This window comes from Streptomyces sp. NPDC046308, assembly GCF_055588065.1.
The window spans coordinates 427,873-446,423 of record NZ_JBVJFB010000006.1; the positions used below are offsets into that span (position 1 = coordinate 427,873).

General features: G+C 73.5%; 19 protein-coding genes. 10 read left to right on the forward strand and 9 right to left on the reverse strand.

Features of this window, described 5'->3' with window-relative positions:
- Nucleotides 1–174: 174 nt before the first annotated feature.
- The 3 genes from otsB to ACZ6JT_RS25410 all read right to left on the reverse strand — a co-directional run bounded on the left by otsB (nucleotide 175) and on the right by ACZ6JT_RS25410 (nucleotide 2,797).
- A complete protein-coding gene (otsB, locus tag ACZ6JT_RS25400) occupies nucleotides 175–1,023 on the reverse strand; it encodes a trehalose-phosphatase (protein WP_469213107.1) in 849 nt (282 codons plus the stop codon).
- A 188-nt stretch (nucleotides 1,024–1,211) separates the two neighbouring features.
- Nucleotides 1,212–1,448: a DUF3263 domain-containing protein gene (locus tag ACZ6JT_RS25405; RefSeq protein ID WP_469213109.1), complete on the reverse strand. Its 237-nt coding sequence runs from the start codon at nucleotides 1,446–1,448 to the stop codon at nucleotides 1,212–1,214.
- Nucleotides 1,449–1,495: 47 nt separating this feature from the next.
- The gene (locus ACZ6JT_RS25410; RefSeq protein WP_469213111.1) at nucleotides 1,496–2,797 is read right to left on the reverse strand and encodes an ABC transporter substrate-binding protein; all 1,302 of its coding nucleotides are present in this window, start codon (nucleotides 2,795–2,797) and stop codon (nucleotides 1,496–1,498) included.
- Between the two features lie 177 nt (nucleotides 2,798–2,974).
- Here ACZ6JT_RS25410 and ACZ6JT_RS25415 point away from each other — a divergent pair, with 177 nt between their 5' ends.
- The 3 genes from ACZ6JT_RS25415 to ACZ6JT_RS25425 all read left to right on the forward strand — a co-directional run bounded on the left by ACZ6JT_RS25415 (nucleotide 2,975) and on the right by ACZ6JT_RS25425 (nucleotide 6,096).
- Nucleotides 2,975–3,907, forward strand: a complete 933-nt coding sequence (locus ACZ6JT_RS25415) for an ROK family protein (RefSeq protein WP_469213294.1) — start codon at nucleotides 2,975–2,977, stop codon at nucleotides 3,905–3,907.
- Nucleotides 3,907–5,070, forward strand: a complete 1,164-nt coding sequence (gene nagA / locus ACZ6JT_RS25420) for an N-acetylglucosamine-6-phosphate deacetylase (RefSeq protein ID WP_469213113.1) — start codon at nucleotides 3,907–3,909, stop codon at nucleotides 5,068–5,070. Before ACZ6JT_RS25415 ends, nagA begins: the two co-directional genes overlap by 1 nt.
- A gap of 99 nt (nucleotides 5,071–5,169) precedes the next feature.
- Nucleotides 5,170–6,096 carry a 1-phosphofructokinase family hexose kinase gene (locus ACZ6JT_RS25425; RefSeq protein WP_469213115.1) on the forward strand — a complete coding sequence of 309 codons (927 nt, stop codon included), beginning with the start codon at nucleotides 5,170–5,172 and terminating at the stop codon, nucleotides 6,094–6,096.
- Nucleotides 6,097–6,203: 107 nt separating this feature from the next.
- Here ACZ6JT_RS25425 and ACZ6JT_RS25430 read toward each other — a convergent pair whose 3' ends face one another.
- Both ACZ6JT_RS25430 and cdgB read right to left on the reverse strand, forming a co-directional pair.
- On the reverse strand, nucleotides 6,204–7,232 hold the full coding sequence (locus ACZ6JT_RS25430) for a CBM35 domain-containing protein (RefSeq protein WP_469213117.1): 1,029 nt from the start codon (nucleotides 7,230–7,232) through the stop codon (nucleotides 6,204–6,206).
- A gap of 68 nt (nucleotides 7,233–7,300) precedes the next feature.
- Nucleotides 7,301–9,043, reverse strand: a complete 1,743-nt coding sequence (cdgB, locus tag ACZ6JT_RS25435) for a diguanylate cyclase CdgB (protein WP_469213119.1) — start codon at nucleotides 9,041–9,043, stop codon at nucleotides 7,301–7,303.
- A gap of 386 nt (nucleotides 9,044–9,429) precedes the next feature.
- Here cdgB and ACZ6JT_RS25440 point away from each other — a divergent pair, with 386 nt between their 5' ends.
- Entirely contained in the window at nucleotides 9,430–9,918 is a 489-nt protein-coding gene (locus tag ACZ6JT_RS25440; RefSeq protein ID WP_469213296.1) for a flavin reductase family protein, read from the forward strand.
- Between the two features lie 96 nt (nucleotides 9,919–10,014).
- Here the strand turns inward: ACZ6JT_RS25440 and arfB are convergent, their stop codons facing one another.
- Complete coding sequence (gene arfB, locus ACZ6JT_RS25445; RefSeq protein WP_030718838.1) at nucleotides 10,015–10,440, reverse strand: alternative ribosome rescue aminoacyl-tRNA hydrolase ArfB; 426 nt, start codon at nucleotides 10,438–10,440, stop codon at nucleotides 10,015–10,017.
- 142 nt (nucleotides 10,441–10,582) lie between these two features.
- Here arfB and ACZ6JT_RS25450 point away from each other — a divergent pair, with 142 nt between their 5' ends.
- Nucleotides 10,583–11,158 (forward strand): TerD family protein, encoded by a 576-nt coding sequence (locus ACZ6JT_RS25450; RefSeq protein ID WP_362395804.1) that lies wholly within the window; start codon nucleotides 10,583–10,585, stop codon nucleotides 11,156–11,158.
- 79 nt (nucleotides 11,159–11,237) lie between these two features.
- Nucleotides 11,238–11,762, forward strand: a complete 525-nt coding sequence (locus tag ACZ6JT_RS25455) for a GNAT family N-acetyltransferase (protein ID WP_469213121.1) — start codon at nucleotides 11,238–11,240, stop codon at nucleotides 11,760–11,762.
- A 12-nt stretch (nucleotides 11,763–11,774) separates the two neighbouring features.
- On the opposite strand, the gene ACZ6JT_RS25460 is transcribed toward ACZ6JT_RS25455, so the two are convergent.
- Nucleotides 11,775–13,223 carry a M1 family metallopeptidase gene (locus ACZ6JT_RS25460; RefSeq protein WP_469213123.1) on the reverse strand — a complete coding sequence of 483 codons (1,449 nt, stop codon included), beginning with the start codon at nucleotides 13,221–13,223 and terminating at the stop codon, nucleotides 11,775–11,777.
- Nucleotides 13,224–13,255: 32 nt separating this feature from the next.
- Nucleotides 13,256–13,819, reverse strand: a complete 564-nt coding sequence (locus tag ACZ6JT_RS25465) for a GlcG/HbpS family heme-binding protein (protein ID WP_469213125.1) — start codon at nucleotides 13,817–13,819, stop codon at nucleotides 13,256–13,258.
- A gap of 370 nt (nucleotides 13,820–14,189) precedes the next feature.
- On the opposite strand from ACZ6JT_RS25465, the gene ACZ6JT_RS25470 reads away from it, so the two are divergent.
- The 3 genes from ACZ6JT_RS25470 to ACZ6JT_RS25480 are packed head-to-tail and all read left to right on the forward strand — an operon-like array spanning nucleotide 14,190 to nucleotide 16,519.
- A complete protein-coding gene (locus tag ACZ6JT_RS25470; protein ID WP_469213127.1) occupies nucleotides 14,190–15,353 on the forward strand; it encodes a sensor histidine kinase in 1,164 nt (387 codons plus the stop codon).
- The gene (locus tag ACZ6JT_RS25475; RefSeq protein ID WP_469213128.1) at nucleotides 15,350–15,970 is read left to right on the forward strand and encodes a response regulator; all 621 of its coding nucleotides are present in this window, start codon (nucleotides 15,350–15,352) and stop codon (nucleotides 15,968–15,970) included. Before ACZ6JT_RS25470 ends, ACZ6JT_RS25475 begins: the two co-directional genes overlap by 4 nt.
- A gap of 45 nt (nucleotides 15,971–16,015) precedes the next feature.
- Complete coding sequence (locus ACZ6JT_RS25480) at nucleotides 16,016–16,519, forward strand: hypothetical protein (RefSeq protein WP_469213129.1); 504 nt, start codon at nucleotides 16,016–16,018, stop codon at nucleotides 16,517–16,519.
- Nucleotides 16,520–16,767: 248 nt separating this feature from the next.
- Here the strand turns inward: ACZ6JT_RS25480 and ACZ6JT_RS25485 are convergent, their stop codons facing one another.
- Nucleotides 16,768–17,439, reverse strand: coding sequence for a pentapeptide repeat-containing protein (locus ACZ6JT_RS25485; protein ID WP_469213131.1), 672 nt, complete (start codon nucleotides 17,437–17,439; stop codon nucleotides 16,768–16,770).
- A 116-nt stretch (nucleotides 17,440–17,555) separates the two neighbouring features.
- Between ACZ6JT_RS25485 and ACZ6JT_RS25490 the strand changes: the two genes are divergently transcribed.
- Nucleotides 17,556–18,548 (forward strand): zinc-binding dehydrogenase, encoded by a 993-nt coding sequence (locus tag ACZ6JT_RS25490; protein WP_469213298.1) that lies wholly within the window; start codon nucleotides 17,556–17,558, stop codon nucleotides 18,546–18,548.
- The last annotated feature ends 3 nt before the right edge of the window (nucleotides 18,549–18,551 follow it).

Below are 18,551 nucleotides of genomic sequence, written 5' to 3' on the forward strand. Positions count from 1 at the left end.
GCCGCACCCGGAAGCAAGCGGTTCGGCCCCCGCGCCGCTGCTGGGGCTCCGCCCCGCACCCTCCGGGCAGGAGTCACAGGCTGACGCCGGCCACATCCAGCCCCGCCGGCGTTTGAGGCGCGGGGGTCCGGGGGCCGGCCCCCGGCAACGGCGCCGCGGGGGCCTACGGCCTGGTCAGGCTGCGGCGGCCTTGGCCAGGGCGGCGAGGAAGGCCACGACCTCGCCCGGTCCGGCGAGGACCACGTCGGCTCGGGCCGCGAGCTCGGGGACCTCGGCCGAGCCGCTGCAGACGAGCAGGCCCGGGAGGCCGTCGGCGCGGCGCTTCTCGACGGCCGAGTACGCCGCCAGGTCACCCAGGTCGTCGCCCGCGTACAGCACCGCCTCCGCGTCCTGCTCCGCGAGGAACTCCGTGAGGGCGACGCCCTTGTCCATGCCCGGGGGGCGGAGCTCCAGGACCGCGCGGCCCGGCTCCACCATCAGCCCGTGCCGCGCGGCCAGGTCGGCCAGGGGTTCGCGCAGGGCGGCGAAGGCCGCCGCGGGGTCCGCGGCCCGCCGGGTGTGCACGGCCAGCGCCCGGCCCTTTTCCTCGATCCAGGTGCCCTGCCAGGCCCCGATGGAGTCGAGGAAGCCCGGCAGCTCCGCCCGTACCGCCGCCACCCCGGGGTGCTCGGCCGGGGCGTGCACGAGGCCGGTGACGGCGTCCCAGCGCTCCGCGCCGTAGTGGCCGAGGACGACGAGGTGTTCCAGGCCGGCGACCCCCGCGAAGCCTCCGTAGCGGACGGCGACGCTCGCCGGCCGGCCGGTGATCACGGCCACCGAGGCGACCTCGGGGGCGAGCGCGGAGAGGGCCGGGACGGCTCCGGGGTGGGCTCTGGCCTGGTCCGGATCCGGGACGATGTCGGCGAGGGTGCCGTCGAAGTCCAGGGCGACCACGGACCGGCGGGGTGCGCGGAGCAGGGCTTCGAGTCCCTCGCGTCCGGCTGCGGTGACGGGCATCGGCAAGTCGTACGGATGGCTCCCCATACGCACGACCCTAACGGCCCAGCGCGGCGACGGCTACGGCACGGGCGGGGCCCGTCGCCCGGCCCGCAGCGGGCCCGTCGCAGGGTCCGTCGGCGAGCCCGTCGCAGGGCCCGTCAGCGAGCCCGGCGCAGGGTCCGTCACCGAGTCCGGCGCCCGGCCCGGCGCGCGGCCGCCGGACCGCCGCGGCCCTACCGCCGGGCCCGCCGGGCCTCGCGGATCCGCCGGAGACGGTTGACCGTGCCCGGGGCGTGGGCCAGGGCCCGCGGGTCGTCCATCAGCGCGTTGAGCAGCTGGTAGTAGCGGACGGGGGTCATCCCCAGCCCTTCCCGGATGGCCCGTTCCTTGGCTCCGGGCCCGGGCCAGGTGCGTCCCTCGTACGCGAGCACCGCGGCCTCCGTGGCCGTCAGCTGCCCCTCGTCCGTCATACCGCCAGATTAACGCCGCCGTCTGACACCCGGCCCGCCGCCACCGTTCAGCGCGGGTCCGAGGCCCGCGCCGCCGTGGCGATCTCCTCCAGCACCTTCGCCGGCTGCCCGCCGGGCTGGACGGTCTTGCCGATGTTCTGCTTGATGTCCTCGCTGACGCCCGCCCAGGACTTCTTGCCGACCGGGTACAGCCGTGAGCCGGGCAGCGCCGTCAGGAAGGGCTTCAGCTGCGGGGCATGGCCGCCGGTGGCGCCCTGCTTGGCCAGGTAGCCGCTGGTGGTGGCCGGCAGCAGGTCGTACATGTCCGTGAAGGTCGTCACGTTCTTCGGCTCGTACAGGTAGTCCAGGAACTTCCCGGACTGCGCGCGGTGCCCGTTCTTGAAGGCCATGACCCAGTCGGCGACGCCCATGGCCGGCTCCGCGGACCCGGTGGCCGTCGGCAGCGGGACCATGCCGAATTTCACACCCTTGGCCTCGGCCTGCTTCATCAGCGACGGGTGGCCGTTGAGCATGCCCACCTCGCCCTTGGTGAAGCCGTCGAAGGCGGCCTGCCGGTCCAGCTTCCCCGGCTCGACGGGGCCGGTCAGCCCCTGCCCGACCATCTTGTCCCGCAGGAACTCCAGCGCCTTGACGTTGTCGGGGGAGTCGATCGAGTAGGACTCCTCGTTGTCGGTGTAGCCGCCGCCGCCCGCGAGCATCCACATCATCGTCTCGGCCTGCGCCTCCTCGCGGCCCAGCGGCAGCGCGAAGGGGGTGGGCACGCCCGCGCCCTTGAGCTTCTTGGCCGCCGCCTCCAGGTCCGCCCAGCTCTTGGGCTGCCAGCCGGCCTTGGCGTCCTTGCCGATCACGCCCGCGTCGGCGAGCAGCTTCTCGTTGTAGAAGAGCAGCCGGGTGCTGGAGACGAAGGGCATGCCGTACTGGGTCTGCTTGACCTTCCCGGCGTCCGCGAGCGGGGCGAGGAAGTCGGCCTCGGTCTTCACCGAGAGCAGCTCGGCCGTGGAGTACAGCTTGCCGGCGGCCGCGTAGTCGGCGTAGGCGCCGATCTGGGCGATGTCCGGCGCCTTGCCGGCCTTGACCATCTCGGCGACCTTGGCGTCGACCTCGGACCACGAGTAGACGGAGACCTCGACCTTCACGCCCGGGTTGGCCTTCTCGAAGCCGTCGGCGAGGCCCTTCCAGTACCCGGCCGAGGAGTTCTGCGGATTGTCCCCGTAGTCGGCCGCCACGACCCGCAGGGTCACCTCGTTGTCTCCGGTGAGCCCGTCGGCGGCTCCGCAGCCCGTCAGCGTCACGGCGGTCAGGCATAGCGCGGCGCCCGACGCGGCCAGGCTCAGGTAACGGCCCTTCACAGTTCTCGATCCACCCCTTGTTGTACGTACGATCCAACGTAAGGTCTACACCACTTTGGCGGCTCGTCCACATCGGGATCCCGGCCGGGGCCCGGATTTTGTATGGCCACTCAACAATCCCCCTCAATGGACTAGACCTTTCCACGCCGAGCACGCGAGACTGTCCCTGTGAAACCCGTGAAACACGTCATCGCCCTCGATGTGGGCGGCACCGGGATGAAGGCCGCCCTCGTCGCCGACGACGGCACCCTGCTCCACGAAGCGCGCCGCGCCACCGGCCGCGAGCGGGGCCCCGACGCCGTCGTCGAGACGATCCAGGACTTCGCCGCCGAGCTCCTCGACACCGGCCGCGAACGCTTCGGGCGGCCCGCGTCGGCCGCCGGCGTCGCCGTGCCCGGCATCGTCGACGCCGACCGCGGGCTCGCCGTCTACGCGGCGAACCTGGGCTGGCGCGACGTACCGATGCGCGCCCTGCTCAGCGCCGCACTCGGCGGCATCCCGGTGGCCCTCGGCCACGACGTGCGCACGGGCGGACTCGCCGAGGGCCGCATCGGAGCCGGCCGCGGCGCCGACCGCTTCCTCTTCGTGCCCCTCGGCACCGGCATCGCCGGAGCCATCGGCATCGCCGGCCGCATCGAGGCCGGCGCCCACGGCTACGCGGGCGAGATCGGGCACATCGTGGTACGCCCGGGCGGCCCCGCCTGCGGCTGCGGCCAGCACGGCTGCCTGGAGACCCTCGCCTCGGCCTCCGCCGTCAGCCGCGCCTGGGCGGCCGCCTCGGGCGACCCCGGGGCCGACGCCGCGGACTGCGCCAGGGCCGTCGAAGCCGGCGACGCGCGCGCCCGCGCGGTCTGGCTGGCCGCCGTCGGCGCCCTCGCCGACGGGCTGGTCACCGCCCTCACCCTGCTGGACCCGCGCACGCTGATCATCGGTGGCGGGCTGGCCGAGGCGGGGGAAACCTTGTTCACACCACTACGGACGGCCGTGGAGGAGCGCGTGACGTTCCAGCGGCTCCCCCACATCGTCCCGGCGGCCCTCGGGGACACCGCCGGATGCCTGGGCGCAGGGCTGCTCGCCTGGGACCTACTCGCCACGGAGGTACCTGCCTGATGTCCGGAAGCGCGCGCAGCACTGTTCTGTCCGGCGCCAGGGTGGTGCTGCCCACCGGAACCGTGGCGGGCGGCCGGGTCATCGTCGACGGCGACCGCATCGCCGGCAGCGCCCACGAGGGCTCGCGGACCGTGGACCTGTCCGGGCACTGGATCGTCCCCGGCTTCGTCGACATGCACAACCACGGCGGCGGCGGCGCCTCCTTCACCTCCGGCACCGCGGAGGACGTCCTCCAGGGCGTCCGCACCCACCGCGAGCACGGCACCACCACCCTGGTCGCCTCCACCGTCACCGGCGACCTGGACGAACTGGCCCGCCGCGCCGGGCTCCTCGCCGAGCTCACCCGGCAGGGCGAGATCGCCGGCATCCACTTCGAGGGGCCGTTCATCAACCCCTGCCGCAAGGGCGCGCACAAGGAGGACCTGCTCCGCGACCCCGATCCGGCGGAGGTCCGCAAGCTGATCGACGCCGCCCACGGCACGGCCCGCATGTTCACCCTCGCCACCGAACTCCCGGGCGGCCTGGACTCCGTACGGCTGCTCGCCGAGCACGGGGTGATCGCCGCGATCGGGCACACGGACGCCACGTACGAGCAGACCCGCGCCGCCATCGACGCGGGCGCGACCGTGGCCACCCACCTCTTCAACGCGATGCCGCCCCTCGCGCACCGCGAGCCCGGCCCGATCGCCGCGCTGCTGGAGGACGAGCGGATCACCGTCGAGCTCATCAACGACGGCACCCACCTGCATCCGGCCGCCCTGGAACTGGCCTTCCACCACGCGGGCGCGCACCGCGTGGCGCTGATCACCGACGCGATGGACGCCGCCGGATTCGGCGACGGCACCTACCACCTCGGCCCGCTGGAGGTCGAGGTCAAGGAGGGCGTGGCCCGGCTCGTGGAGGGCGGCTCCATCGCCGGCTCCACCCTGACCCTGGACACCGCCTTCAAGCGCTCGGTGACCCTCGACAAGCTGCCGGTGGAGTCCGTGGTCCAGGCGATCTCCGCCAACCCGGCCAAGCTCCTCGGCCTGTACGACGAGATCGGTTCGCTGGAGCCCGGCAAGTACGCGGACCTCGTCGTCCTGGACGCCGCCTTCGACGTCAGGGGCGTCATGCGGCGCGGCGAATGGGTGGTCAGCCCCCTCGCCGCGGCGGCGATCTGACGGCCAAGCGGCTGTAACGACGAAGGCGGTCGGCCCGAGGACTGGGCCGACCGCCTCGGGTTTGGCATGATCCCGGCAGCAACAGACCCGGGGGTGCCCATGATCCTGACCGTGACGCTCAACACCGCACTCGACGTCACGTACCGCGTGCCGAGGCTGCTTCCGCACGCCTCGCACCGGGTCGCCGCCGTCACCGAACGCCCCGGCGGCAAGGGCGTCAACGTCGCCCGCGTCCTGGCCGCGCTCGGCCACGAGGTGACGGCGACCGGCTTCGCGGGCGGGCGGGTCGGCTCCGTCGTCCGCGAACTGCTCGCGCACTGCCCGCAGGTGGTGGACGCCCTGGTGCCCTGCGCGGACGGCAGCCGCCGCACCCTGGCCGTGGTCGACGACGCCTCCGGCGACACCACCCAGTTCAATGAACCGGGCCCGCTGATCACGCCCGCCGAATGGTCCCTGTTCCTCGCGCGGTACGAGGAGCTGGTCCGCGGCGCCCGCGCCGTGGCCCTGTGCGGCAGCCTCCCGCCGGGCGTACCCGTCGGCGCGTACGCGGTCCTCGTACGGGCGGCCCGCGCGGCCGGGGTCCCCGTCCTCCTCGACACCGGCGGCGAGGCCCTGCGCCGCGGGGTCGCCGCCCGGCCCGAGATCATCAAGCCGAACGCCGCCGAGCTGGCCGAGCTCACCGGGTCCCGCGACCCGCTGCCCGCCACCCGCGACGCCCGCCGCCGGGGCGCCCACGCCGTGGTCACCTCGCTGGGACCGGACGGCCTGCTGGCCGTCACCGCCGAGGGCACCTGGCAGGCCGCCCCGCCGCGCGCGCTGGCCGGCAACCCCACCGGAGCGGGCGACTCCGCGGTCGCCGGCCTGCTGTCGGCCCTGGTGGAGGGGGCGGACTGGCCGGACCGCCTCACCCGCGCGGTCGCCCTGTCCGCGGCCACGGTCGCGGCCCCGACGGCGGGGGAGTTCGACCCCGCCGTCTACGAAGAGCTGCGGCACGCCGTCTCCGCCCGCGTCGCGGTCGGCAGTTGAGGGGACGTCAACTCCCGTGGGAAACGAGTCCGGCTCCACCGCGCGTGCGGTGGAGCCGGACTCGTTGCGGCGTCGACGGAGCGAGCGCCCGGGCGAACCCCGGGGGATCAGAAGTTCTCGAGCCAGAGCTGGTCGATGTTGACGTTGCAGCTGTTGCCGGCCTCGCACGACAGCTTGATCGTGTTGGTGCCCTTGTCGAGGTTCACCTGACCCCAGGTCGTCTGCCAGCCCTTCTCCCAGTCACCCTTGGGCGACTTGGCGAAGTTGCGCATGCTGATCGGCGCGTCGTTCGGCTTGCCGTTGACGGTCAGGGTGCCGTTGGCGTCCTCGCCCGGGATGCCGAAGCGCACGTAGAACTTGTACTTCCCGGCCTTGGGGACGTCCAGCGTCCACGTCACGGCCGCGCCGGGCTTGTTGAACCCGCCGACGTACTGGCCGCCCGAGCTCTTCGCGCCCGGGATCGTGCTCTCCAGGGCCGCGCCGCCCGTGATGGACATGCCCGCGCCGGCCGCCTCGCCCTTGGGCAGCGGGGCCTGGGAGGGCGCCGGAGAGCCGCTCGGGGGCGCGGCCGAGGGGTTCTGCGGGGCCGCCGACTGCTGGCCGCCGTTCGCCTGGTCCGGGGCCTTCTTGTCCTTGTCCTTGTCGCCGAAGGCCAGGGCCGCGCCGATGCCGATCACGACCGCGCCGACCACCGCGACGGCGGCGATCAGCAGACCTCGACGGCTGGAGCCACCGCCGGAGCCGTGGCCGGAGCCGTGGCCGCCGGAGTGCGAGATCGCCTGGGTCTGGTGCTGCGGGGCCTGCGGCTGCTGCGGAACGCCGTAGCCGCCCGCCTGGAGCGCCTCAGGAGCCTGGTACTGGGCCTGGTAGGGCGGCTGCTGCGTGGGGACCTGACCGCGCTGGCCGCCGTTGCGGCGCTCGCCGACCGTTCGCACCTGGTGGTGCGAGGTACGGGGAACACCGGGCTGCGCGCCGGAATGACCGCCTACCCCCGGTCCCGGGTAGCCGTATGCGCCGCCCTGACCTGGCGGTGTGGCTCCGGCCGCCTGGCCATCCTCGTAGAGGTAGCCGAACGGATCGTCGTCCTCGGGCTTGTTCGCCCCACCGTGCGGGCCGTTGTTCGCGGGCGTCGTCATCGCAGGTCACTCCTTTCGACCCCCGGGAGCCTACCCCGAACACGTGCGCCCACGGGCGACAGACCGCCTCAGCCGGCCCTGCGGTGCGCCTTGGAGCGCGACCGCTTCTCGATGTACATCCGCTGGTCGGCGGAGCGCAGCACCTCGTCCGCCGACATCCCGCAGCTCGCCCAGCCGATGCCGAAACTGGCTCCCACCCGGACCGCACGTCCGTCGACCCGGATCGGCGGGATGATCGCGTTGCGGAGTCGGACGGCGAGATCGGCGGCGTCCGCCGCACCCAGCCCGTCGGCCAGGACGACGAATTCGTCACCACCCAGCCGAGCGACGGTGTCACCGTCCCTGACGCCCGTCGTGAGCCGCCGGGCGACCTCGATCAGGACCGCGTCGCCCGTGTGGTGCCCGAACCTGTCGTTGATCGACTTGAAGCCGTCGAGGTCGCAGAAGAGCACCGCGAGCCCCTTCGTCCCGTCGTCGATATCGGTCGCCGGCGCCACAGTGTGCACGTGGTGGTCGTACGGGCCGTCCTCCGGCGTCGCGGCCGGCGCCCCGGGGAAATCGAAGGGGTCGGACCCGGTGTACCGGTCGGGTCCGTCGGCCTGAAAGCCGTGCTCACCGGCACCACCCGCCTCCGTGCGCACCTCGTAGCCGTCGTGCACCGGGCGCCCGTCGTGTCCGTCGCGCCCCTCGAAGGCCGCGTCCAGGGCCTCGATCGCGGTGGCGCGCACGGACTGTGGCCTGCGGCACAGCCGCGCGCCGAGCCGGGACCGCAGCTCGGCGCTGTTGGGCAGGCCGGTCAGCGAGTCGTGGCTGGCGCGGTGGGCGAGCTGGAGCTCGTGGCGCTTGCGCTCCTCGATGTCCTCGACGTGCGTCAGCAGGAACCGCGGGCCGTCGGCGGCGTCGGCGACGACGGAGTTGCGCAGCGAGACCCATACATACGTGCCGTCGCGCCGGCCCAGGCGCAGCTCGGCGCGCCCGCCCTCGGCGGAGGTCCGCAGCAGGGTGCCGATGTCCTCGGGGTGGACCAGGTCGGAGAAGGAGTAGCGGCGCAGCACGGAGGCCGGCCGGCCGAGCAGCCGGCACAGCGCGTCGTTGGTCCGCAGCAGCCGGCCGTGCTGGTCCCCGCCCATCTCGGCGATGGCCATGCCGCTGGGCGCGTACTCGAAGGCCTGCCGGAAGGACTCCTCGCTGGCGCGCAGCGCCTGCTGTTCACGCTCCAGCCGGACCAGGGCCCGTTGCATGTTCGCCCGGAGCCTCGCATTGCTGATCGCAATCGCGGCCTGGAAGGCGTACATCTGGAGCGCTTCGCGCCCCCACGCGCCGGGGCGGCGGCCGTTGCGCGGTCTGTCCACCGAGATGACACCCAGAAGTTCCCCGCCGGACGCGTACATGGGGGCGTAGAGCCGGTCCTCGGGGTGCCACTCGTCCTCGAAGCGCGGATCGGGGCCGTCCGTGTGCCACTGGGGGACGTCGTCCTCCATGAGGATCCAGCCCTCGGTGTGCGGGATGAACCGGAGCCCGTCCCAGTTCTCACCCATCGTCAGGCGGCGTTCCCAGGAGGCGCGGGAGCCGACGCGGCCGGTGATGAGCGCCTCGGCGGCGGGGTCTCCGGCGAAGGCGGCGACGACCAGATCGCCGTCAGGGCGTACGAGGTTGACACAGGCGAGTTCGTAACCGAGGCCCACGACGATGCCGTCCACGACGGTCTGCAGAGTGTCCGCCAGGCTCCGGGCCGTGTTGAGATCGGCCACCACCCGGTGCAGCTGCCGCAGGGTCGCAAGACGGACGTACGGCTCCGACTCGGTCTCCATTGCTCGCTCTCCCCGAGACCTCGACAGCAACTCCAGGTTTGTCATCGGCGTTTCGTTGCGGTGTCCCGTCCACTGAATCACAGTGAGCTGTGCGGCAGGTACACAGGGTCAACAAATCTTGCTCTCTGTGACTCAAGTCACATGAGATGAATAACGGTGCGTGGAAAGGCTCGTGCCGACTGGGAGCGCTCCCCCACATTCCCGAGAGCAAACGATACGCCGGGGCCTAGGCCAAGGGGCGGGGGCGCGACTCGGACCAGGGCCCGATGTGTGGCGCGGAAGGGCGAGATTAGCGTTTCAGCGTGCTGAAGACGACCCCCGTGCCCCACCCCTCCCACGGAAACCCGCATGCTGAGGGAGTGAGCAATGACGAGTTCCGAGCCGCGATGTCCCGGCTGGCGGCGGGCGTGTGCCTGATCACCGCACACGAGACCCCCCTGACGGCGGACGGTCCGCGCGGCGAGGACGTCGGCATGACGGCGACCGCCTTCATGTCCGTGTCCCTGGACCCGCCGCTGGTCCTGGTGAGCGTGCGCGAGGGCTCCCGGATGGACGACCTGCTCGCGGAGCAGCCCCTCTGGGCGGTCTCGGTCCTCGCCGACCACCAGCTCCAGGTCGCGGGCCGCTTCGCGATGAAGGGCCGCATCAGCGACCGCCTGCTCTTCGCGGACCTGCCGTACGTACGCGGCGAGGCCTCCGGCGCCCCGCTGCTGACCGGCGCCCTGGCCACCCTGGAGTGCCGCACCGAGAACCGCGTCGAGGCGGGCGACCACACCCTCGTCATCGGCCGCGTCCTGACGGCGGCCCTCCCGTCCCCGGACCAACAGCCCCTGACGTACTTCCGCGGCCGCTACCGGCACCTGAACGGCCAGTAGCCGGCATCCGGCCCAGCCGCACGGTCCGGCCCCCGCCGGCGTTCGAGCCGCGGGGTCCGGGGCGGAGCCCCGATCTTTCGGCCTGGGCCGCCGGCGCTACCAGTCGCGCCCGGTACGCCCGCGCTTGGTCTCGGCCCGCGCCTTCTTCTCCCGCAGCCGCCGCTCGTTGATCCCCCGCGGGATCTTCGTCGCCCGCCGCTGCCTCGGGGGCGGAGCCGTCGCCTCCGCCAGCAGCGAGGCCATCCGCACCAGCGCCATCTCCCGGTTGCGGAACTGCGAGCGGTGCTCGGAGGCCCGTACGGTCACCACCCCGCCCACCAGGCGGGACGCCAACCGCTCCAGCGCCCGCTCCTTCCACACGTCCGGCAGCGCCTTCGTCGCCGCGAGGTCGAACATCAGCTCCACCCGCGAGTCGGAGGTGTTCACGTGCTGCCCGCCGGGCCCGGAGGAGCGCGAGAAGCGCCAGGCGAGCTCGCCCTCGGGGAGCACGACCGAACCGCGGATGACATAAGGACCAGGCATGCCCCCTATGATCCGCGCCCGCCCCCGCCCGCGTCACTCAGATTTCACGGCGGGAACCCGACAGGCCTCTCGTCGCGTTATAGGGGGCAGCGGTAGTTTGACCGCCTGTACGTGCATGTTGGATGAGGAAAGGGACATTCCCATGGCTGTCAGCCTGTCCAAGGGCGGCAACGTCTCGCTCACGAAGGAGGCCCCCGGCCTCGCTGCCGTCACGGTCGGCCTCGGCTGGGACGTCCGTACGACGACCGGTGTCGACTTCGACCTCGACGCCTCGGCCATCGCGGTCAACGCGACCGGCAAGGTCGTCTCCGACGGCCACTTCGTCTTCTTCAACAACAAGTCCACCCCGGACCAGACCATCGTCCACACCGGTGACAACCGCACCGGCGAGGGCGCGGGCGACGACGAGGCCATCAACGTCAACCTCGCCGGCCTCCCGGCCGACGTGGACAAGATCGTCTTCCCGGTCTCCATCTACGACGCCGAGGCCCGCAGCCAGAACTTCGGCCAGGTCCGCAACGCGTACATCCGCGTCGTGAACCAGGCCGGCGGCGCCGAGATCGCCCGCTACGACCTCTCCGAGGACGCGGCGACCGAGACCGCCATGGTCTTCGGCGAGCTCTACCGCAACGGCGCCGAGTGGAAGTTCCGCGCGGTCGGCCAGGGCTACGCCTCCGGCCTCACCGGCATCGCGCAGGACTTCGGCGTCAACGTCTAAAGACGGCCGAGCGCGGCTCCAGCGCTGGTGAAGCCCCCTCCCGGCCGTCCGGGGAGGGGGCTTCGCTACCGTTCGACAGGTGATCCTCCAACCGCTCGCCCCCGTCGACGGCGCCCTCCCCGGCCCGGTCCTCACCGAGATCGCCGCCCTCTACTCGACGAACCACGCGTTCTTCGAACTCAGCGGTGACTTCCCCGACCCGGACCGCATCACCGTCGAACAGGTCGCGGCCGCCCTCGCCGACGAACTCGCCCACGACGGCGCCGAGATCCTCCTCGCCCGTTCCGCGGGCCGCCTCGTCGGCCTGGCCGCCACGCTGGCCCACCACCCGGACCCGGCCTCCGCCGGCGCGGATCCGTGGATCGGCCTGCTGCTCATCGACGCCACCGCGCACCGCGAGGGGTACGGCCGCGCCGTCGCCACCCTGGTCGAAGACCGCTTCCGCGCCGCCGGACGCACCGGCGTCCAGATCGCCGTACTCGACAACAACCCCAAGGCCCTCGCCTTCTGGCAGGCCCAGGGGTACGCCGAACTGCGCCGGGCCGAGGACCGCGAGCGCGGCCGCGCCTGCACGGTGCTGCGCAAGCCGCTCGAAGCCCCGTAGCCGACGGGCCGGTTACCTGGGCCGGCCCTCGCCGTACAGCCAGACGTCCCAGACCTTCTTCAGGTCGTGCCCCGTCTTCTCCTGCGCGTAGGCGGTGAAGTCGGCCGTACTCGCGTTACCGTGCCGGTGGTCCGCGGCCCAGCCCCGCACCAGGGCGAAGAACTTCTCGTCGCCCACCTCCTGGCGGATCCGGTGCAGGACCATCGCGCCGCGGTGGTACACCGGCTCGTCCGAGATGTGGTCGGGACCGGGCGGGGAGGCGGGCGGGAAGGCGTCCCAGCCGGAGGCGGCCGCCTCGTCGACGGACGTGTCACCGGCCAGGAACGCCTCGAAGTGCCGCTGGGCGGTGGGCCCGCCGTGATCCTCGGCCCACAGCCACTCGGCGTAGGTCGCGAAGCCCTCGTTGAGCCACATGTCCTTCCAGGACTTGGGCGACACCGAGTTGCCGAACCACTGGTGGGCGAGCTCGTGCAGGACGAGCTCCTCGCTCTCGGGCGGACCGGAGAAGACCGGCTTCGTCTGGGTCTCCAGCGCGTACCCGAGGCTGCCGGCCGGCAGCACGACCGCGCCCGCCGTGCCGAAGGGGTACGGGCCGAACCGGCCGCTGCCCCACTCCACCATCTCCGGCAGCCTGGCGAGGGGCCCCGTGCCCGCGGCCGCCTCACCCGGCGCCACGGCGGTGTAGAGGGCGGTCCCCGACGGCGTCCGCCCCGTCGTCACCTTGTACGGGCCGACGACGGCGGTGGCCAGATAGCTCGCCATCGGCTCCGGGCTGTGCCACGCGAACTCGGTCCGCCCGTCCGCACCTTCGGTACGGGAACGCAGCTCCCCGTTGGACACGGCCTCGTAGCCGCGCGGGACGGTCAGCGTGATGTCGTAGGTGGCCTTGTCACTGGGGTGGTGGTTGCCCGGGAACCAGGTCATCGACCCGACCGGCTCACCGACGCCGACCGCACCGGCCCGCGTCGCCGCGCCGGCGGAGGCGCCCCCACCGTCCTCGGTGGTGATCCACCCCTCCTTGGAGCCGTCCGCGTCCGTGAGGGTCTTCGGCTTGCCGCCGTACGCGACCTCCGTACGGAAGACCTCGCCCTTCTTCAGGTCCTCGGCCGGGCGCACGGTCAGCTCGTTGCCGGTCCGGTTGTAGCGGGCCCGGACGCCCTGCACGCTCACGCCCTCGACCTTCAGACCGCTGAGGTCGAGGTTGAAGGAGCTGAGGCCCTGTTCGGCGCGGGCGGTGATCACGGCCGTACCGTGCAGCTCCCCGTCGGCGGGGTCGTAGTCCAGGTCCAGCGCGTAGTGGTCGACCTGGTAGCCGCCGTTGCCGGCCTTGGGGAAGTACGGGTCGCGCAGGCCCGACGCGCCCGGCCGCCCCTGCACCGTGCCTCCCGTACACGCCGTGGTGAGGGCGAGGAGGGAGGCGACGGCAGGGACGGCAAGGCGGAGGAGTGCGCGGTGTTCCACGCACTCGATCCTAGGCGGGCCGTCCGTACGGGCTACTTGCCCAGGGCGTCGACACCGGCCTTGGCGAACTTCTCGTCCAGGTCGCCGCTCGGGGCGCCGGCCACACCGATGCCCGCGACGGGCGCGCCGTTCGCCTGCACCGGGGTGCCGCCGCCGAGGAAGAGGGTGCCGGGGATGTCCTTCAGGTTCGGGGTCTGGGCGAGGCGGCCCACGAGCACCGAGGTCGGGGCGTTCCAGGACACGGCGGTGAAGGCCTTGCGCTGCGCCGACTCGTAGGACTGCGGGCCGGCGCCGTCGCCGCGCAGGGTGACGATGGTGTTGCCGTTGCGGTCCACCACCGCGACCGTCACCTTCTGGTTCTCGGCCTGCGCGGCCTGCAGCGCGGCCTGGGCGGCGCGGGTGGCGGCGTCGACGGTGAGGTGCGTGGTCGTGGTGAAGTTCTTGTCGCTCGGCCCGTCCTTCTTGTCGGCGACGGCGACGGCGGCCGGGGTGGCGTCGGCGGCAGGGGTGGCGCTGGCGCTCACGGCGCCGAAGGCACCGGCGCCCAGGGCGACGGCGAGGGCGGTACCGGTGAGAACGCGGGTGCGGGTGTTCATCTCTGCTCCTGAGAACGGTGACACGGGGACGGGTGACGGGGTGACGGCATCGCTTCGGTCCGGGCCGGTCGGACCGGCTCCTTCACTTCTCCAAGCCTGTCCCCGAACCCCCCGCCACCCCGTCCCCGTACCGGCTTCCCCCGCCCACCGCACCGGTTGACCCGAGGGTCAACCGATCGGCCGATGCGGCCCGCCTCCGGCGCGGTATTTCCTGGTCACAGACTCCTCCCAGCCGGCGCCGGAGGCGCGGGGCCCGGGGCGGAGCCCCGATGGTTCAGCCCCGCCGGCGTTTGACGCGGGGTCCGGGGCAGCGCCCCGGCAGCGGCGCCGCACCCGACAATGGACGCATGCCTCGACCGAGGAGCACCCTGTGACACCCGCCCCGCCGCGCGACGACACCCGCACGCTGGCCACCGTCGCCCACACCGCCTTCTTCCTCCTCCTCGGCGCCTCCCTGCTCCGCTTCCTCCTGCGCCACCCCGGCGACCCCCGCACCCCGTGGATCATCGCCCTCAGCATCACCCTGGCCCTGCTCTACGTCCTCGGCCCCGCCCTCGGCGCCGCCCCCACCGCCCGCCGGCTCCTCTGGCTCGGCCTGGTCGTCACCACGTGGGTGGTCCTGGTCGTTCTCGCGCCGAGCTTCGCCTGGTGCGCCGTACCGCTCTTCTTCACCGCCCTGCGCACGCTCCCGCCCCGCGCCGCCGTCGTCCTGGTCGCCCTCCTCACCGGCTTCGTGGTGATCGCCCAGCTGAAGCTGTCCAAGTCCTTCGACCCCAACCTGCTCCTGGCCCCGCCCGCGGTCGCCGCCCTCGCCACCGCCGTCTTCGTCCACATGGAACGCCAGGCCCAGGCCCAGCGGGCACTGATCGACGACCTGATCCGCACCCGCCGGGAACTGGCCGCCACCGAGCGCCGCGAAGGCACCCTCGCCGAACGGCAGCGGCTGTCCATGGAGATCCACGACACCCTCGCCCAGAACCTGTCCAGCCAGCAGATGCTGCTCCAGGCCGCCGACCGCACCTGGGACACCGACCCGGCCACCGCCCGCGCGCACGTCCGTACCGCCACCGGCATCGCCGCACACGGACTCGCCGAGGCCCGTCGGCTCGTCCACGACCTGGCCCCGTCCGAGCTCGCCGACGGCGCCGGCCTCGCCGCGGCGCTGCGCGCCCTGGACGCCGGCCCGGACATCGAGGTCCGCTTCCACCTCGAAGGCACCCCCGCCCCGCTCCCGGACCGCGTCCAGTCCGCCCTGCTGCGCATAGCCCAGGGCGCGCTGGCCAACGTCCGCGAGCACTCGGGCGCCCGTACGGCCGCACTCACGCTCAGCTTCCTCGGGGACCAGGTGGTCCTGGACATCGCCGACGACGGCCACGGATTCGCCGAGCCCCGGACCGACGCCGCCGAGCGCGGCCACGGCCTGCCCGCGATGCGGGCCCGGGTCCGCCAGCTCGGCGGCACCCTCACGATCGAATCCGCGCCGGGCGAGGGCACCGTCCTCTCCGCGGCCATCCCCCTGGAGCCGGCCCCATGACGACGATCCTGCTCTGCGACGACCACGTGGTGGTCCGCGCCGGCCTCCTCGCCCTCCTCGGCAGCGAGCCGGACATCGAGGTGCTCGGCGAGGCGGGCAGCGGCGAGGAGGCCGTCGCCCTGGCCGCGAAGCTCCGCCCCGACGTGGTCCTCATGGACCTCCAGCTCGGCGACGGCATCGACGGGGTGGAGGCCACCCGGCGCATCACCACCGCCCCCAACCCCCCGCACGTCCTCGTCCTCACCACGTACGACACGGATGCGGACATCACCCGGGCGATCGGCGCGGGCGCCACCGGCTACCTCCTCAAGGCCGAACGCCCGGAGGAACTCTTCGCCGCCATCCACTCGGCCGCCCAGGGCCGCACCACCCTCTCCGCGCCCGTCGCCAGCCGCGTGATGGCCCACATGCGCGGCACCCGCCCCACCCTGACCGACCGCGAACTGGACATCCTCGGCCAGTTGGCCCGCGGCCTGGGCAACCGCGACATCGCCCGTGCGCTGTTCATCAGCGAAGCCACAGTCAAGACCCACCTGGGCCGCATCTACGACAAACTCGGCGTCGACACCCGCGCGGGCGCGGTCTCGGTGGCCAAGGAACAGCGCCTGCTGCCCTGACACCGGAGGTGAGCGGCCCCGGGCGCACGTGACACCATCGGGTACGTGCTCGACATCGGCTACTCCCTCTCCCGGCGCTTCCCCGACCCCCCGCAGACCGACTACCGCTCGGCGGACGTCCACTCCCTGCGGCACGACCTGTTCTGCGGGGACGTCTACCTCGCGGACACCACCACGGACCGGGAAGTGTCCACAGCCTGGGGATGGGTGCCCGTACTGGACTTCGCCTGGGCGCTGTGCGACATCGTCGAACAGCTCGACCAGGACCCCCGCGGCAACCGCTCGGCCCACCGCCAGCACGCGGAACTCGACTTCACCGAGTCCACGGACCGGATGCTCTTCGAGCGCCGCTTCGGCTGGGTCGACGTGGAGGCCGACTGGATGCCGGCCGAGGAGGCCCCGCTGACCTTCAGCCACCGCCTGCTGCGCCGCGAGGCCCGGGACTTCCTGCACGACCTGGTCGCGGACCTCGTCGACATGCACGACGGCCTCGCCGACAACCCCGTCATCTGGACCCTCCAGGCCAAATTCCCCCGCGTCCCAGCCTGACCCCGCCGGCCCCTCCAGCCCGCCGGCCCCTCCAGCCCCGTCGGCGTTTGAGGCGCGGGGTCCGGGGCGGAGCCCCGATCTTCAGCCCCGCCGCTCCCCTCCAGCCCCGCCGGCGTTTGAGGCGCGGGGTCCGGGGCGGAGCCCCGATCTTCAGCCCCGCCGGCGTTTGAGGCGCGGGGGCCCGGGGGCAGCGCCCCCGCAACGGCGCCGCACCCGGCATCGCACCGATCGCACCGATCCGGCCGCCGTCACAGCACCCGCACCCCCAGCTGGGAAGCAAGCGCCGGGGCGAGGTCGAACAGCTGCGCCGGGCTGATCACGGCCCCGGCCAAGGCGTCCACGCCCCGCGCGATCCCCAGCTCCGTGGCCTCCCGCAGGTCCACGTCCTGCAGCCGGACCCCGCTGAAGTCCACCCCGCGCAGCGCGCAGTCCCGGAACTCCACCCGCTCCAGCACCGCCCCCGCGAAGTCCGGCTCCACCAGCACGCACCCCTCGAAGACCACGTCCTTGAGCCGCGCCTTCCGCAGGTTCAGATAGTCGATCTTCCCCCCGCGGACCACGACCCGCTCCAGCACCGCCCCGTGCATCTGCACCCCGCCCAGCCGGGCGTCCACCAGCTCCACGTCCCGCAACGAGGCCCCGGACAGGTCCGTCCCCACCCCCCGGACCCCCTCCAGCACCGAGTCCAGGAACCGCGCCTTCGCCAGCCCCGCCTCGTCCAGCGCGCAGCGCCGCACCGCGCAGTCCATGAACCGGGCCCCGATCCCCTCCTGCCCCGCCAGATCCAGGTCCGTGAACTCCACCCCGTCGTAGTCCCCGTCCGGCTCCAGCCCGCCCCCGGCCCACGCCACCAGCTCCGGCAGCCGCAACTCCGGCCGTCGCGCCGCCTTCACCGTCTGCTCCTGCCCTTTGCGCACCATCCCCCCATCGTGACCGACCCCACTGACAACCCCTTGACCTCAACCACGCTTCAGGTACGAGCGTGGGGCCCATGACCACCGAGCCGGCCGCGCCCGCCACGCCCACCACGCCCACCATGAACGCGATCCGCCTCCACGCCTTCGGCCCCGCCGAGAACCTCACGTACGAGGCCGTCCCGGTGCCCGTCCCCGCCCGCGGCCAGGTCCGCGTCGCCGTCGCCGCCGCCGGCGTCCACCTCCTCGACACCGCCCTGCGCGAGGGCGTACGCGGCCCCGCGCCCGCCCTGCCCGAACTCCCCACCGTCCCCGGCCGCGAGGTCGCCGGCACCGTCGACGCCCTCGGCCCCGGCACGGACCCCGCCTGGCTCGGCCGTACCGTCGTCGTCCACCTCGGCTTCGTCCCCGGCGGCTACGCCGAGTACGCCGTCGCCGATGCCGAGCGCCTGCACCCCGTACCGCCCGGCCTCGACCCCGCCGAGGCCGTCGCCATGATCGGCACCGGCCGCACCGCCCTCGGGATCCTCCAGTTCGCCGACCTCGGCCCCGGCTCCGTCGCGATGGTCCCCGCCGCCGCGGGCGGCATCGGCACCCTGCTCGTCCAGTACGCCGTGAACGCCGGCGCCACCGTGATCGCCCTCGCCGGCGGCCCCGCCAAGACCGCCCGCGCCGCCGCGGGCGGCGCCCACCTCGCCCTCGATTACACCGACCCCGCCTGGCCCGACGCCGTCCGCGCCCGGTACCCGGCCGGTGCCACCGTCCTCTTCGACTCCGTCGGCGGCGAAACCGCCCGCACGGCCCTGACCCTGCTCGCCCCCGGCGCCCGCCACCTCGTCTTCGGCTGGTCCGGCGGCCCTCTCGACCTCACCGACGCCGAACGCGCCGACCTCACCGCCCGCGGTATCACCACCCGCGGCGTCCTCGGCCCGGCCATGCTCCAGCAGGTCGGCGCCCCCGACCCGCTGCGCGTGCTGGAAACCCGCGCCCTCGCCGAAGCCGCCGCCGGCCGCCTGCGCCCGGCCCTGACCCGCTACCCCCTGGCCGAGGCCGCCGCCGCCCACCACGCCCTGGAAACCCGCGCCACCACCGGCAAAGTGGTCCTGGAACCCTGACCG

Bases quoted from the DNA above. Each gene is read 5' to 3' on its own strand.
- otsB (WP_469213107.1), bottom strand. From the start codon at position 1,023: ATGGGGAGCCATCCGTACGACTTGCCGATGCCCGTCACCGCAGCCGGA.
- ACZ6JT_RS25405 (WP_469213109.1), bottom strand. From the start codon at position 1,448: ATGACGGACGAGGGGCAGCTGACGGCCACGGAGGCCGCGGTGCTCGCG.
- nagA (WP_469213113.1), top strand. From the start codon at position 3,907: ATGTCCGGAAGCGCGCGCAGCACTGTTCTGTCCGGCGCCAGGGTGGTG.
- ACZ6JT_RS25425 (WP_469213115.1), top strand. From the start codon at position 5,170: ATGATCCTGACCGTGACGCTCAACACCGCACTCGACGTCACGTACCGC.
- ACZ6JT_RS25430 (WP_469213117.1), bottom strand. From the start codon at position 7,232: ATGACGACGCCCGCGAACAACGGCCCGCACGGTGGGGCGAACAAGCCC.
- cdgB (WP_469213119.1), bottom strand. From the start codon at position 9,043: ATGGAGACCGAGTCGGAGCCGTACGTCCGTCTTGCGACCCTGCGGCAG.
- ACZ6JT_RS25440 (WP_469213296.1), top strand. From the start codon at position 9,430: ATGTCCCGGCTGGCGGCGGGCGTGTGCCTGATCACCGCACACGAGACC.
- arfB (WP_030718838.1), bottom strand. From the start codon at position 10,440: ATGCCTGGTCCTTATGTCATCCGCGGTTCGGTCGTGCTCCCCGAGGGC.
- ACZ6JT_RS25450 (WP_362395804.1), top strand. From the start codon at position 10,583: ATGGCTGTCAGCCTGTCCAAGGGCGGCAACGTCTCGCTCACGAAGGAG.
- ACZ6JT_RS25465 (WP_469213125.1), bottom strand. From the start codon at position 13,819: ATGAACACCCGCACCCGCGTTCTCACCGGTACCGCCCTCGCCGTCGCC.
- ACZ6JT_RS25475 (WP_469213128.1), top strand. From the start codon at position 15,350: ATGACGACGATCCTGCTCTGCGACGACCACGTGGTGGTCCGCGCCGGC.
- ACZ6JT_RS25485 (WP_469213131.1), bottom strand. From the start codon at position 17,439: ATGGTGCGCAAAGGGCAGGAGCAGACGGTGAAGGCGGCGCGACGGCCG.
- ACZ6JT_RS25490 (WP_469213298.1), top strand. From the start codon at position 17,556: ATGAACGCGATCCGCCTCCACGCCTTCGGCCCCGCCGAGAACCTCACG.